We start from the raw sequence: 13858 nt of genomic DNA on the forward strand, positions 1-13858 counted from the left end.
TATCCCCTATGTTTCTAAAATCGGCCGGACTGTATCAAAGCGTACCGTCGGCAGATCTCGACATTTTCGCATACAAAGCAGGAAGAAATCAGTTGGCCCGAATGTTGACTTCGGCTGCCAAGCCTCCGCCGTCACGATTGTATATCCGGACGGAACCGCCGATTGCCGCCGCCAGCTGCTGGGCGATGGCCAAGCCGAGCCCTGTGCCGCCAGTCTCGCGATTGCGGGACTGCTCCAGCCGGAAAAACGGCTGCATGGCAGCTTCCAGCATGGCATCCGGGATACCGGGACCACGATCCATCACCGTGATGGCAATCTCACCCTCTTTCTTCCGCTCGACGCTGATTTCGGCGCTACCTGCAAATTTCAGCGCATTGTCGATAAAGTTCGTGAGAATGCGGCGAAGAGCATGCGGTTTGGTCGAGGCAATGCCCTGCACGAGACCGGCAACGCTGACGGCCTTGTCCATGTCCTGGTAGTCGTAGGCGATGCTGTCGATAAAGGACGAGAGATCGATGCGCGAAAATTTCTCGCCATTGCCATGCGCACTGCGGGCGTAGGCGATCCCATCCTGAACGAGCCGCTCGATTTCACCCAGATCACGGACCAGTTTGTCCCTCTCGGGGGAATCGTCGGCCATGTCGGCGCGCAATCGCATACGCGTGATCGGCGTCTGCAGGTCGTGTGATATCGCCGCAAGGATCTGCACCCGCTCTTCGAGGTAGTGGGAAATTCTTTCACGCATGGCATTGAACGCACGTGCCGCATGCGCCACTTCGCTCGGACCCCGCTCGCTGAGCGCTGGTCCCTTCTCGTTGGGATCAAGCGCGTCGGCGGCGGCGGCAAGCGCAGCCAGCGGGCGGATCGCCTGACGCACGGCGACCCATGTGCAAAGCACCAGGAGCACCATCTGGATTGCAAGCACATAGGGCAGCCATGCCGCGAGCGGCATCGGAGGCCGCGGCGTAATATCGATCGTCAGAGGACTTCCGTCGCTCAGTGTCAGATGCGCCTGCAGGCGGCTGATATCGCCGGGGATCGATTCCATGCGGATCGGATAGCTGCCGCCGATCGCCTCCTGGATTCGACCGCCGATTTCCTTACCCTTGCTAGAATCGTCCGGCACGCCCTGTAGTCCCGGCCCAAGCTCAAAACGATAGTTGCCGCGGCTTAGTCGGTCGAGCAGGTCGGCACGCTGATCCGCCGGCAGGCGGTCGAGAACAGCAATTGAGGTTGCGACGTCGCTTTCCAGTGTGCCAAGCATGACAGCCTTGGCCGACATGGAACGCTCGACGAACAGGACCGTGAACGACAGGCCATAGGCAACAGCCAGGCCCAGCAACAAAATAACGAAAAGCCGAGCCCGCAGGGTGCTCGGCCAAAATCCGGAGCGAATAGCAACAGCTGCACTCATGATCTGGCCTCTTCTATCGCCACCGGAACAGCAAAAACATAACCTTCGCTGCGCACCGTCTTGATATAGGTCGGCTCACGCGCATCATCGCCCAGCCGCTGGCGAACGCGGCTGACAAGCAGATCGATCGAGCGGTCGAAGAGTTCGGCATCGCGGCCTTGGGTCAGGTTTAACAGCTGATCGCGGTTAAGCACCCGTTGCGGATGATCGATGAAGACGCGCAGTAGGCGGTATTCGGCGCCGCTCAATGCAATCTCGGTCCCGTCCTTGTCGAGAAGGTGCCTTCCGACCGTGTCGAGGCGCCAGTCGCCGAAACGGAGCCACTGTCCGGCCTCCGAAATCTGCAGGTTCGGCGGTAGCGCACGGGTGCGACGCAGCACAGCTTTGATGCGCGCCAGGAGTTCGCGCGCCGCAAACGGTTTCGGCAGATAGTCGTCGGCGCCCATTTCGAGACCGATGATCCTGTCCATTTCATCGCTGCGAGCCGTCAGCATCAAGATCGGCGTCGCCTTGTGCTTGCCGGCGCGCAACTCGCGGCAAAGCACGAGCCCGTCATCGCCTGGCATCATGACATCGAGCACTATCAGATCGACCGTGTTGCCTTCCAGAAAACTGCGCATCTGGCGTCCATCGGCCGCGACGGACGTACGAAGTCCGCTCTTCGTCAGATAGCTCGAAACCAACTCGTGGATTTCACGATCGTCATCAACGATCAGGATGTGGTCGATATGCTCCATGTTCGAACTTCCGGGTCCTTCTATCGGTCAGGCGAATGGCAGACTCGCCGCTTTCTCTTTTGACTGTGAATCGGCAGCCGCGAAACAGACAATTCTGTACACGGCTGTCAGGACAGGTTTTAGAAACGATCGACGTCCAGAATGGCCTGGGCAAAGGCCTGTGGTGCTTCTTGCGGCAGATTGTGGCCGATGCCGCCCGATATGGTGCGATGCTCGTATCTACCGGTGAACTTTTTGGCGTATGCCACAGGGTCCGGATGCGGCGCGCCGTTAGCGTCGCCCTCCATGGTGATCGTCGGTACCGTGATGACCGGGAAAGCAGCAAGTTTCTTTTCGAGTTCATCATACTTCCGCTCGCCATCGACGAGGCCAAGCCGCCAGCGGTAATTGTGGATGGTGATGGCAACATGGTCGGGATTTTCGAAGGCCTTGGCCGAGCGATCGAAGGTCGCTTCGTCGAAATCCCACTGCGGCGAGGCGAGCTTCCAGATCAGCTTGGCAAAATCGTGCGTATTCGCGGCATAACCTTCGCGGCCACGCTCGGTGGCGAAATAGAATTGATACCACCAGGAAAGCTCGGCCTGTGGTGAGAGTGGCTTCTTGTTGGCCTCCTGGCTGCCGATCAGATAGCCGCTGACAGAAACCAGCGCCTTGCAGCGTTCCGGCCAGATCGCAGCCAGGATATCGGCGGTGCGGCCGCCCCAATCGTAACCGCCGATGACGGCGCGCTCGACCTTCAGCGCATCCATAAAGGCAATGATATCGGTGGCTATTGCGGCCTGCTGGCCGTTGCGCGGTGTATGGGCAGAGATGAATTCGGTCGTGCCATAACCACGCAAATAGGGGATCAGCACCCGGTAGCCGGCATCGGCGAGCACGGGAGCCACATCAACGAAACTGTAGATATCGTAGGGCCAGCCATGCAGCAGCAGCACGACCGCGCCATTGGCGGGACCGACCTCGGCGTAGCCGACATTGAGCTCGCCGGCCTTGATCTGCTTCAACGCCGCGAAAGATTCGTGCGAACCGGCCTTGACGGCCGGTGCGGCTGCCTGGGCGGCAGCAGCACTGCTCAGGCCGAATTCGACCGCTGCCATTGTCATTGCGGCAAGACCAAAGAAGTGACGGCGCTGAAGATTGATTTCGCTGGACATTGTCTCTCTCCGTTTCGAGTTAGTGACATGGAGAAAACAACCGGCATGTATCCCGAGTGTTTCCGATATCCGCTATTATTGCGTACGGATGTAGCCTCCGGCCTGCGGGATACATTCTGATACAGTTGGCTGCCTCCTCAAACGGAATCTGCTCCATCTGCTTCAGCAGGGCTGCAGACAGGCGCTCTTCCTACACTTCGGTACATATTGCCTCCAAACCGGACACATCCGAGATACATCGCCTCGATCAGATTGGCGTAGTTGCTGGTCGGGCCACATCGCCGTCCAGAGCCCGATCACCCGGTTTCAAAGGAAACGATGATGACACTTCTTATCATTGCCTACCTCGGAGGGGTGCTGACCATATTCAGCCCCTGTATCCTTCCCATCCTGCCTTTCGTCTTTGCCCGCGCCGGGCAGCCTTTCGTGCGCAGTACGCTGCCGATGCTGATCGGTATGGCCACCACCTTTGCGTTTGTGGCGACCCTTGCAGCCATCGGCGGAAGCTGGGCAATCAATGCCAATGAGTATGGTCGCTTCGCCGCGCTCATCCTGCTCGCGATCTTAGGCGTAAGCCTGATTTCGCCACGTGTCGCCAGCTTGATGACCCAACCGGTCGTCGGTTTTGGTAACCGCCTGCTAAACGCTTCCGGTAAGCCCGGTGCTGCACCGACCGCCGGAAGCGCGCTAATCCTCGGCGTCGCGACCGGGCTTCTCTGGGCGCCCTGCGCTGGCCCGATTCTCGGTCTCGTGCTGACCGGTGCTGCCCTCCAAGGCGCCAATCTGCAGACAAGCCTCCTGCTGCTCGCCTACGCAACCGGCGCCGCCACTTCGCTGGCAATCGCGCTTTTCGTCGGTGGAAAAATCTTTGCCCGATTGAAGAAATCACTCGTCGTCAGCGAACGTATTCGCCAGGGCCTGGGCGCCGCCGTCATCGCCGGTGTCGCCGTCATCGCAGTTGGCCTCGACACGGGGCTGCTTTCGCGGCTCTCCTATGCCAGCAGCGCGTCTTTCGAACAAGCGGTTCTGGACAGGCTGAATGTTGAGCCGACCGATGGCATTCCGCCAGAGGTTGCGAGCAACGACAAGTCGATCGGTCTTGCCGATGCGACCAAACCGTTCCGCAGTGATTTGCCTGTTGAAGGCGCCGCACCCTCACTGGATGGCGCCGTCGAATGGCTCAACTCGCCGCCGCTAACGACGGAGCAGCTTCGCGGCAAGGTCGTGCTCGTCGATTTCTGGACCTATTCTTGCATCAACTGCATCCGTACCACGCCGTACGTTCGGGCCTGGGCCGACAAGTACAGGGACCAGGGTCTGGTTGTCATCGGCGTACATGCCCCGGAATTCGCCTTCGAGAAGAAAATCGACAATGTCAAAAAGGCCGTCGGCGATTTCCAGATCAACTATCCGGTCGCAATCGACAACGACTACAGAATCTGGCGCGCATTCGCCAACAGCTATTGGCCGGCTCACTACCTGATCGATGCCAAGGGCCAGATCCGGTACCATCACTTCGGCGAAGGCAATTACGGCCAGACCGAACAGGCAATCCAGGGCCTGCTGCGCGAGGCTGGCAGTGAAATGGCCGAAAGCGCGCCGGTTGCACCTGACGCAAAAGGTGTGGAGGCCAGTGCGGACCTGAAACATGTCCGCTCGGGTGAAACCTACATCGGCTATCAACAGGCCACCAGCTTTGCCTCGAACGAGAGAATGCGTGCGGATGCCAGCAGGGACTATTCGGTCACCGAACCGCGTCTCAACCAGTGGGGCCTTTCCGGTGAATGGACCGTCGGCGCCGAAGAGGCGACCCTCGATCGGGCGGGCGGCAGTATCGCCTATCATTTCAGCGCCCGCGACCTGCACCTCGTGCTCGGCCCAGGGGCAGATGGAAAGCCGGTTCGCTTTCGAGTGACGGTCGACGGCAAGGCGCCCGAGGCCAACCGCGGCAGCGATATCGATGCGGATGGAAATGGCACGGTAACCACGACTAAGCTCTACCAACTGGTGCGCCAGACCGGCGAAGTGGAAGCTCGCACCTTCGAGATCCGCTTCCTCGACCCTGGCGTCCAAGCCTACGCCTTCACCTTCGGCTGAATCCCCACCTAGCCTAAAAAGACAGGAGCACCACCATGAAACGCAACTATTTCTCCACCTTCGCCCTTGCTTTCGTCACCAGCGCCATTGCCTTCGTGGCCCAAGCGGCCGAAGTGAAGAACATCGTCATCGTCCACGGCGCTCTCGGCGATGGTTCAGGCTGGCGCCAAGCAACCGAAATCCTCGAAAAGCGCGGCTTCAATGTCACGATAGTGCAGGAGCCGATCACTTCGCTCGCCGATGATATCGCCGCAACCAACCGGGTCCTCGACCTCCAAGACGGCCCGACACTGCTCGTCGGCCACAGCTATGGCGGCATGGTCATCACCGAAGTCGGCAACAGCCCCAATGTCGCAGGTCTCGTCTATATCGCGGCCTTCCAGCCGGACAAGGGCGAAAGCCTTATCAGTCTCGCGAGCTCCAAGCCGGCCGGCGGCATGAATATCCGCGAGACGAAGGACGGCAAATATCTCTTTCTCGATCCAGCCGCCTTCGCCAACGACTTCGCTGCCGACCTGCCGAAGGACGAGACCGCTTTCCTGGCAAAATCACAGGTCTTCGCATCCAAGGACGCCTTCTCCGCAAAGGTCGGCGATCCCGCATGGAAGACCAAGAATAGCTGGACGGTTGTTGCCACCCAAGACCGCTCGATCAATCCTGATCTCCAACGGGACATGGCAAAGCGCGCCGGAAGCGATGTGACGGAGATCCAGGCAAGCCATGCCGTGTTCGCATCGCAGCCTGAAAAGGTTGCCGAGGCTATCGAAGCCGCGGCGCGGCAGATTGGCGGCCAATGAACAACAGCACTCGCGACATCCCCCAACCTTCAACATAATTAAAAAGGAGATAGCCATGAAAAAATTACTTGCAACGGTCGCCGTCCTATTGTTCGCAAGCATTGGAGCGGCATCATCGCCTGCATTCGCCGAAGAGCCCTTGCGACGCACCGATCTTATTAAGAACGACATCGATGTGCCTGGCCACGCGGTCGTGCAGGTTCGTGTCGATTTCTCGCCCGGGGTGTTGGCCGTCAGGCATTCCCATCGCGGTGAAGAAATTGCTTATGTGATCGAAGGAACTCTCGAATACACATTAGACAGGCGCGCGCCGGTCACCCTCTCTGCCGGTCAGTCGCTATTCATCCCGACCGGCGTTGTACATTCAGCTCGAAACGTCGGCACCGGCAAAGCATCAGAGCTCGCAACCTATATTGTGGAATACGGAAAGACCCTTGTGGTTCAGTCGAAGTGATGAAGCAGCGCCGAATGCGTGGGAGCTTTGGCTTCCCGCGCATTCGACGAGATGCGTTGGCTATGTCCGGCAGTTCCAGGAGACTAACAGTCGTTCACCCACTTGCAGTACCTGTTTCAGCGACAAAATCGAATATCGGGTATGCCGACATTCACTCGTACGCTTAATCACACCAATCTCCACGACTTGCGGAAGGTCACGTGTCGCTAAGCGCGGCCTGGTCTAACGGGCAGACGGGGCGCCGGCTTTTAGCCGGTATCTCGGAATACGCCCCATGGCAACTGCTCTGATGGCCTACAGACGAAGTCTTTGGATCGATTATATCCGGGCGCCACCTGTGGCATCAATGATCTGCCCGGTCGTCCAGCGGGCATCGTTCGATGCAAGGAAAGCGATTACATCTGCAATGTCGTCAGGACGGCCGACACGCGAGAAGACCGATAGTGCCTCGGCGCCGGCGCGGGCATCCGGTGACGCCAGCCATTCGGCATTCATGTCGGTTTCGGTAACCCCTGGCATGACCGCATTGACGGTGATCCCACGGACCGCGAAGTCGGGCGCCAGTGCGAGCGTCAGGGTCTCCAGCGCGCCTTTAGAAGCAGCATAGGCCGGGTGGGTGGGTGCTGCGATCCGGGTGAACCCTGTGGAGACGTTGATGATGCGGCCATTGTTGCGAATATGATCCGCTACCGCCTGGATCAGGAAGAATGGCGCCTTGTAGTTGATAGTCATCACCTCGTCGAAGACAACCTCGCTAGTCTGTTTCAACGGGACCGCAGGCGCAATGCCCGCATTGTTGACGAGAATATCGAGCCCGACCGATCCCGTTTGCGCACGCGCCGCGTCGCTGAACTGTGTCCAGAGGCTGTCGGCCGCCTCCTTGCCCTGGCGCAGATCGGCCTTTACCGCGACGGCCTTGACGCCGAGTTCCTCGATCTCCCGCACGGTGGCCTCGGCAGCATCCGGATTGGCAGTGTAGTGCACACCGATCAGCGCGGCACCTTTATTAGCAAAGGCGAGCGCAACCGCCCTTCCGATCCCCCGTGAGCTTCCGGTGATAAGCGCTATCTTGTCTGCGAGTTTCTTGGACATGGTCTACTCCGTTGCCAAATAAAATAGTGATCGCTATATTAAGGTTGCAAACACACCTGTCAAGATTTAAATAGGGACCACTATTTTAATGGAAGAGCCGGTTCGTAAACGAGGAAGGCCCCGCGTGCTCGACCGCGACACCGGGCTCGACATCGCCGCACGCCTGTTCTGGGAACGAGGCTACGAAGGGACGTCGACCGCCGACCTGACCAAAGCAATGGGGATCAACCCGCCGACGCTTTATTCAACCTTCGGTTCGAAAGAGGAATTGTATCGCCAGGCGCTGGATTTCAGCATCGCCCGCGAAAGCGGTTGCCGCGGGGAAATCCTGGCATCCGCCCTGCCCGCTTATGAGGCACTCGGTCGCTACCTTTACAATATTGCCGATGGCGACACCCAGCCGGACAAGCCCGCGGGCTGCATGGTCTCCACCGCAGTTCTGCAGCATGCGGAAGAAAATGCCTCAGTCGCTCGAATGACGGCAGCCCTTCGAGAGGCATCGATGCAGGTTCTAAAAGCCCGCTTCGATCGCGCCGTCAGCGATGGCGAGCTGCCAGCCGGGACTGATACCGACACGCTGGCACGCTTCTATGGAGCGATCATTCAGGGCATGTCGGCCCAAGCCTGCGATGGTGCTTGCAATGCGCTTCTGAAACGGCTGATCGACGTCGCCCTGACAGCCTGGCCCGGAAAACGCACGACCGTCACTGGAAGCTCAGATTGAAGACCCGTCAGCCACTTATTGTCACCGCGAGGATAGCCGAGAGGGATATCGAGCCGTTCGATCGCCTTCGGCAGAGACATTTTCCGCCGGACCGCAATGTTCTCGGCGCGCATCTGACAGTGTTTCACAGGCTGCCAGGCGAGTATCGTGACAGGATCTGTAAAACACTTACTAACGTTGCGGCGCAGGCGAGAGTAACGACAGCGACGGTCAGCAGCCTCCGACACCTCGGCGCAGGCGTCGCCTTCGTCCTCACATGCCCAGAGTTGGAGGACATCCGAGCAGGACTGAAGGCCGAGTTCGTCGCGTGGCTGGGCTCGCAGGACATTCAGACCTGGCGGCCGCATATCACAATCCAGAACAAGGCGCCGAGAGCAACCGCCGACGCGCTCTATCGCGACCTGACCACGAGCTTAGAACCCCACACCATTGAAATCATCGGCCTCGAGCTGTGGAACTATCTTGGCGGACCGTGGGAGCATTTGGAATTTTTGCCTTTCGACACGCGCCCTTTGGGATAAGGGCAAAACGGCATTTTGCCAATCATGCCCGGAACCGGGCGAAAAACTCTTAAATGTCAGGTCGGCGAATGACTCTCCGGCTTCAGTCAACCCGACCGGAATCACTGATCCCTCGGGCGTGTGGGCATCACGGAAGCGATCACGTCAACCGAGTGCCTCAAGTGTTCTCAGCTTCCTCTTGAAGGGATGTGAACCTTCAACCCGTGCTTCCTTGACAAAACTTGGGTGGGGGTTAGGTTCGAAACGCTCGAAATCCCGAGTTATTTGAGACAAGCTAGACAGGGTAACCAGAGGGAACCATGTCAGTCGTTGTCCGCAACAACGTACATATCCAAGGTAACGGCACGCGGACGATTGTCTTCGCCCACGGGTTCGGATGCGATCAGAACATGTGGAGGTTCGTTGCCCCCGCTTTCGAGTCTGGCTTCAAGACCCTACTTTTCGATCATGTCGGGGCGGGTCACTCAGATCTCTCCGCCTACGATCCGGCAAAGTATTCGAGTTTGTCCGGATACGCTGACGACGTCGTCGAGATCGGCCGGGAGATAGGACTTTCCAACGCGGTATTCGTCGGCCATTCCGTGAGTGCGATGATCGGGGTGCTTGCGTCGCTGAAAGCGCCTGACCTTTTCGAGAGCCTCATCCTTGTGGGCCCATCCCCGCGGTACATAGACGACGCCGAATACGTTGGGGGCTTTGGGCCTGCGGAGATCGAAGAGCTATTGGAATTCCTGGATGACAATCACATGGGATGGTCCGCGGCAATGGCGCCTGCGATCATGGGCAATCCAGACCGACCAGAGTTGGGCGAGGAACTGACGAACAGCTTCTGTCGAACCGATCCGGAGATCGCCAAGGCGTTTGCCCGTGTCACCTTCACCTCCGACAATCGCGCCGACCTTCCGGATGTAACGGCCCGGACACTCGTACTTCAAAGCCGCGATGACATCATCGCTTCCGAAGGCGTAGGTCGTTATGTGCATGAGCAGGTACCGGGCAGCCAGATTGTTCTTTTGGACGCGACTGGACACTGCCCAAACCTGAGCGCGCCTCGCGAAGTGATCGCCGCGATCCGTGACTTCCTTTGAGAACCTTGATGGATTCTGACCGCGACACGCAGACGGAAGATCTGGAAGACCTCTACGAGAACGCCCCCTGCGGGTATCTCTCGCTCGGGCCGGACGGCCGTATCATCAAGTCCAACAAGACGTTATCGAGGTGGTTGGGTATTCCGGCGCAAGATCTCCTCGGAAAACGCATGCGCGACCTGCTGAACATAGCCGGCCGCATATTCTACGAAACCCACTTTGCGCCACTTCTTCGACTGCAGGGTCATTTCGACGAGGTCGCGCTCGATCTCAAATTGCAGGATGGGAGCAGGTTTCCCGTCATCGCAAACGCAACGGAAAAGCGCAACGCCGACAACGAGCTTCTCTTCACCCGCGTGATGCTCTTTCGGGCAATCGAGCGGAGGCGCTACGAACGCCAGCTCGTCGATGCCCGTGCGGCGGCGGATGCCGCGGGCGCAGAAATGCAGATAAAACTCGATACTGAGCACAGGAATGCCGAACTCAGAGAACAGTTTATTGCCGTTCTAGGCCACGATCTTCGAAATCCGCTCGCATCGATCAGCGCCGCAAGTCGCCTTCTTCGAAGGGAAACGGCGACGGCAAAGGCAACCACGCTACTCGACCTCATGCAGGGTAGCGTCCAGAGGATGTCCGATCTCATCGACAACGTGCTTGATTTCGCGCGGGGTCGCCTCGGAGACGGAATAGGTCTGCAGATCAGGCTGGAAGAGCTTGCCCCGATCATTCTCCAAGTTATCGACGAACTCCGTTCCAGCGATCCTGATCGCATCATTGATGCCGACATCAATCTCGATCAGCCTGTCGCATGCGATGGAGGACGAATAGGTCAAATGGTATCCAACCTGGTCGGGAACTCAATCACCTATGGGCAGGTTGATGCACCAATCAGGATATCCGCTGGTGTGAGCGGTGAGAACTTTCAGATCTGGGTAGCAAACCAGGGCACGCCGATTCCCGAGGACGTGCAGGCGAGCCTTTTTCAGCCCTTCATCCGTGGGGAGGCTAGCGGCAATCGTCAGGGGCTGGGCCTCGGCCTTCATATCGCATCGGAAATCGCTCGCGCTCACGGTGGGAGGCTGGACGTTGTGTCTGATGCCATCGAGACACGCTTTACCTTCACGATGCCGCTTGCGGAGATCGCAAATTTCGAAGTCCGATAGGACAGCGACCCGCCTGCGCTGGGTTGTGGCTCGGCCGCCCGCAAACGGCCGAGTGTTGGTCAGGCTGCCTTTTCGGCGTTCTGATTGACCACAGCGGTGGCGATCGACGTCAGGGCAAGGTCTGTGGCCTGCTCTTCGTCGAGGGTCGTCTGCAGCAGCTTGGCTGCGTCCTTCATCCCAAGCTCGAGCGCCCATGTGCGCAACGTGCCGTAGCGCGACATCTCGTAATGCTCGACTGCCTGTGCAGCTGCGAGAAGGCCGGCGTCAAGAGCTGGTGTGCCGGCATACTCCTCCATAACCTCAGAACCTTCCTTGACAATGCCCATCATGGCATCGCAGGTCTTCTGTTCCGGCTTCTTTCCGATGATCTTAAAGACCTCCTCGAGACGTTCGATATGAACCTTGGTCTCTCCCAGGTGCTTGACGAAGGCGTCCTTAAGCTGCTTGCTCTGGGCTGACTTCTCCATCTTGGGAAGCGTGGCGACAATCTTGTGTTCGGCGAAATAGACGTCTTTCAGGGTGTCGTGAAAGAGGACGTCAAGCGTTTTGGATTCCTTAGCCATGATATCTCCTTGGGGTTCTGTATCTCTATTGCGGATTCACTGCCTCGTCAGGGTGTCAGTCGAGGCTGTCGATGAGGCTGCGATCGCGCATCGAAGGCGCTGCGGGAACGTCATGCGATCGGTCAGAGAGACTTTCTTCGATCGCGACTATCGCGACCGTGACCTATGAACCGACCCCAAGAGGTTAAGTTCCACGCATGGCAGCATTTATCGGCCTCACCCTGATTAGACCCCGTCCTTCCCGCGCCATCCAGAAGCACGCGCAGACCTTTGGCCGTTGTACATCGGAACCGAGAGGGATTTTTGCCTTTTGACATTCGCCCGCCTCGGCCAGATTGAGGGCGCCTGAAGGCGTTAAAGGCGCCAAGGCGATCACAATCGCGGATGGGATGGTGGAAAAGATCCCAAGGGCTGGCTCGCAATACAGGAGCCCCACCAAGGAGAGGAGCGGCGCACGGCTCGACGGCGGGAAATCATATCCGTTACGCGTCCCGGCGAATGCTCCAGTGAAAGATTCCGGGCACCACGGTCAACAACGCGACAACTCGCTGCTTGAGCATACCCTGAATGGAGGGGATAGATTGATGAGCCTCAATCGACCCGGCGCGGTCGTCATTGACGAGCGGGCAAACAGGGCTCGCTTCCCCTCATGCAGGAATCGTCGCAACGTATGTCATCTATCGTGCGGAGGTGAATGCGTGAGCACTTTATAGAATTATACCGTGCCAATCGAAAAAGGTCATTGGATTCGTTGACTTACCTAACGTAGGTTCCGTCCATATCCATGATACGTTCATGGTAATCCCTTAAATGCATTAGCAACTGCACATTTTGCAGCGCAGTTGCTCTCAACTTCTCGGAACTGAGGCTTTCCCTCCACGCTTTTGTCCGTTACCGTGCATATAGACCGATGGCGACATTTGTTTAGAGGTCATTATGCGCTCTCCAAAAGCCCGATGATGACATCGACCAAGTTTGAAATACGATGAGTGTCACTGCCATCGTATGGGATCGTCCGCTGTTAGCCCTGAACCAACCGAGCCTGCGGCGGGCGGTCCTTTAAAGAAGAGAGCCCCACGACTGTCGCCGCGACAGTTCTCTGATGGGGTCATCACAGGCGGCAGTGGCTTCCCTAATCACCGAATCGCACCGTGCGAACTTAGGCCGCTTTGCGGCTCGCTCGTATTGCTGCATCAATTGCCATTTGGATCAGGTAGACGACAAACGGTTGGTTCGTTAACTGAGCGAGTTTCCTCGCTGCGTTTAAATGATCTACGAGGTGAGTTGCTAACATCGACGCCTCCATGAGTAGGCGTATTACTGTTTGCTCACGAACCTTAACGCGCAATTACGGATAGGGTTTCTGTCCGATAGCGTGCAAAACATTGTAAACGCGGAACTATTCTGTTTGGATTTGCATTCCAACGCGATGAGGTATTATTTTGATATTCGCGAGGGTGATGACCTCGAAGAAGACGTTGAGGGCATAGACTTGCCTTCATCTGATGCCGCCCACAGCGAAGCACTTGCTGCAGCTCGTGACATGGTGGCTGAGTACGTTCGCTATGCAGTGCCGATTGACGGCATGACATTTGTAATCCGCGACGAGCACGGTAAGGTCGTCGGTGAAGTGCCATTAATGTCAGTGGTGAAATGACTACGGCTTACCGAACAGGGCGGCTTTTTGATACGCGGCGCTAGGTAGAGCTTTCCGTCTCCCCTACCCTACCTCGCGAAACCTCCTGCTGCCTCCTTCATTTGAAACAGTCTCAACATTTCAAGGCACTACTGGTCCGTGGAAATTGAGGTTTACTCCCTCAGAGATGAAGAAGCCCATCTATGATTTTATGAGTCCGCCAGATCGGCGGAGCGCTTTCCGTGGCCGGCAGCAGAGCGATATGCGGCGAAGGCTTCGCGGCACGTCCCTTTCGTTACAGCCATCACGATGGGGTCAAGACGCGCGGTAGAGATCCCTGCGAGTTTCTCGTTGCCGGCTGGAAAAAAGCAACACAGCGACGACACAGCATGACGGAATAGCCTCTTACGCGTCGCTG

13 protein-coding genes are annotated in these 13858 nt (G+C 57.9%); 8 read left to right on the forward strand and 5 right to left on the reverse strand.

Translation table 11 applies throughout. The features are described from left to right. Window positions 1-88: 88 nt before the first annotated feature. From AC1DNK_RS27080 to AC1DNK_RS27090, 3 genes are all read right to left on the reverse strand, one after another. Window positions 89-1414 carry an ATP-binding protein gene (locus AC1DNK_RS27080; protein ID WP_477944179.1) on the reverse strand — a complete coding sequence of 442 codons (1326 nt, stop codon included), beginning with the start codon at window positions 1412-1414 and terminating at the stop codon, window positions 89-91. Continuing rightward, complete coding sequence (locus AC1DNK_RS27085) at window positions 1411-2151, reverse strand: response regulator (protein ID WP_477944180.1); 741 nt, start codon at window positions 2149-2151, stop codon at window positions 1411-1413. The genes AC1DNK_RS27080 and AC1DNK_RS27085 overlap by 4 nt, the downstream gene beginning before the upstream one ends. 119 nt (window positions 2152-2270) lie before the next feature. After that, entirely contained in the window at window positions 2271-3305 is a 1035-nt protein-coding gene (locus tag AC1DNK_RS27090; RefSeq protein WP_477944181.1) for an alpha/beta fold hydrolase, read from the reverse strand. A gap of 321 nt (window positions 3306-3626) precedes the next feature. Here AC1DNK_RS27090 and AC1DNK_RS27095 point away from each other — a divergent pair, with 321 nt between their 5' ends. The 3 genes from AC1DNK_RS27095 to AC1DNK_RS27105 are packed head-to-tail and all read left to right on the forward strand — an operon-like array spanning window position 3627 to window position 6653. Further along, window positions 3627-5402 (forward strand): cytochrome c biogenesis protein DipZ, encoded by a 1776-nt coding sequence (locus AC1DNK_RS27095; protein WP_477944238.1) that lies wholly within the window; start codon window positions 3627-3629, stop codon window positions 5400-5402. 35 nt (window positions 5403-5437) lie between these two features. Continuing rightward, the gene (locus AC1DNK_RS27100) at window positions 5438-6199 is read left to right on the forward strand and encodes an alpha/beta fold hydrolase (protein WP_477944182.1); all 762 of its coding nucleotides are present in this window, start codon (window positions 5438-5440) and stop codon (window positions 6197-6199) included. A gap of 55 nt (window positions 6200-6254) precedes the next feature. Beyond that, complete coding sequence (locus AC1DNK_RS27105) at window positions 6255-6653, forward strand: cupin domain-containing protein (protein WP_477944183.1); 399 nt, start codon at window positions 6255-6257, stop codon at window positions 6651-6653. A 318-nt stretch (window positions 6654-6971) separates the two neighbouring features. Here the strand turns inward: AC1DNK_RS27105 and AC1DNK_RS27110 are convergent, their stop codons facing one another. Continuing rightward, the gene (locus AC1DNK_RS27110; protein WP_477944184.1) at window positions 6972-7745 is read right to left on the reverse strand and encodes an SDR family oxidoreductase; all 774 of its coding nucleotides are present in this window, start codon (window positions 7743-7745) and stop codon (window positions 6972-6974) included. Window positions 7746-7833: 88 nt separating this feature from the next. Here AC1DNK_RS27110 and AC1DNK_RS27115 point away from each other — a divergent pair, with 88 nt between their 5' ends. The 4 genes from AC1DNK_RS27115 to AC1DNK_RS27130 all read left to right on the forward strand — a co-directional run bounded on the left by AC1DNK_RS27115 (window position 7834) and on the right by AC1DNK_RS27130 (window position 11241). Beyond that, complete coding sequence (locus AC1DNK_RS27115; protein ID WP_477944185.1) at window positions 7834-8469, forward strand: TetR/AcrR family transcriptional regulator; 636 nt, start codon at window positions 7834-7836, stop codon at window positions 8467-8469. Further along, window positions 8466-8990: a 2'-5' RNA ligase family protein gene (locus AC1DNK_RS27120; protein ID WP_477944186.1), complete on the forward strand. Its 525-nt coding sequence runs from the start codon at window positions 8466-8468 to the stop codon at window positions 8988-8990. The genes AC1DNK_RS27115 and AC1DNK_RS27120 overlap by 4 nt, the downstream gene beginning before the upstream one ends. A gap of 299 nt (window positions 8991-9289) precedes the next feature. Beyond that, entirely contained in the window at window positions 9290-10078 is a 789-nt protein-coding gene (locus tag AC1DNK_RS27125; protein WP_477944187.1) for an alpha/beta fold hydrolase, read from the forward strand. Window positions 10079-10086: 8 nt separating this feature from the next. Next, window positions 10087-11241 carry a PAS domain-containing sensor histidine kinase gene (locus tag AC1DNK_RS27130; RefSeq protein WP_477944188.1) on the forward strand — a complete coding sequence of 385 codons (1155 nt, stop codon included), beginning with the start codon at window positions 10087-10089 and terminating at the stop codon, window positions 11239-11241. Window positions 11242-11300: 59 nt separating this feature from the next. On the opposite strand, the gene AC1DNK_RS27135 is transcribed toward AC1DNK_RS27130, so the two are convergent. Next, on the reverse strand, window positions 11301-11804 hold the full coding sequence (locus AC1DNK_RS27135; RefSeq protein WP_477944189.1) for a YciE/YciF ferroxidase family protein: 504 nt from the start codon (window positions 11802-11804) through the stop codon (window positions 11301-11303). A 1408-nt stretch (window positions 11805-13212) separates the two neighbouring features. Here AC1DNK_RS27135 and AC1DNK_RS27140 point away from each other — a divergent pair. Beyond that, a complete protein-coding gene (locus AC1DNK_RS27140) occupies window positions 13213-13461 on the forward strand; it encodes a DUF6894 family protein (protein WP_477944190.1) in 249 nt (82 codons plus the stop codon). The last annotated feature ends 397 nt before the right edge of the window (window positions 13462-13858 follow it).

It is taken from the genome of Rhizobium sp. 01N424 (assembly GCF_056399485.1).

Bases quoted from the DNA above. Each gene is read 5' to 3' on its own strand.
- AC1DNK_RS27135 (WP_477944189.1), bottom strand. From the start codon at position 11,804: ATGGCTAAGGAATCCAAAACGCTTGACGTCCTCTTTCACGACACCCTG.
- AC1DNK_RS27100 (WP_477944182.1), top strand. From the start codon at position 5,438: ATGAAACGCAACTATTTCTCCACCTTCGCCCTTGCTTTCGTCACCAGC.
- AC1DNK_RS27080 (WP_477944179.1), bottom strand. From the start codon at position 1,414: ATGAGTGCAGCTGTTGCTATTCGCTCCGGATTTTGGCCGAGCACCCTG.
- AC1DNK_RS27115 (WP_477944185.1), top strand. From the start codon at position 7,834: ATGGAAGAGCCGGTTCGTAAACGAGGAAGGCCCCGCGTGCTCGACCGC.
- AC1DNK_RS27110 (WP_477944184.1), bottom strand. From the start codon at position 7,745: ATGTCCAAGAAACTCGCAGACAAGATAGCGCTTATCACCGGAAGCTCA.
- AC1DNK_RS27090 (WP_477944181.1), bottom strand. From the start codon at position 3,305: ATGTCCAGCGAAATCAATCTTCAGCGCCGTCACTTCTTTGGTCTTGCC.
- AC1DNK_RS27085 (WP_477944180.1), bottom strand. From the start codon at position 2,151: ATGGAGCATATCGACCACATCCTGATCGTTGATGACGATCGTGAAATC.
- AC1DNK_RS27130 (WP_477944188.1), top strand. From the start codon at position 10,087: ATGGATTCTGACCGCGACACGCAGACGGAAGATCTGGAAGACCTCTAC.
- AC1DNK_RS27095 (WP_477944238.1), top strand. From the start codon at position 3,627: ATGACACTTCTTATCATTGCCTACCTCGGAGGGGTGCTGACCATATTC.
- AC1DNK_RS27105 (WP_477944183.1), top strand. From the start codon at position 6,255: ATGAAAAAATTACTTGCAACGGTCGCCGTCCTATTGTTCGCAAGCATT.
- AC1DNK_RS27125 (WP_477944187.1), top strand. From the start codon at position 9,290: ATGTCAGTCGTTGTCCGCAACAACGTACATATCCAAGGTAACGGCACG.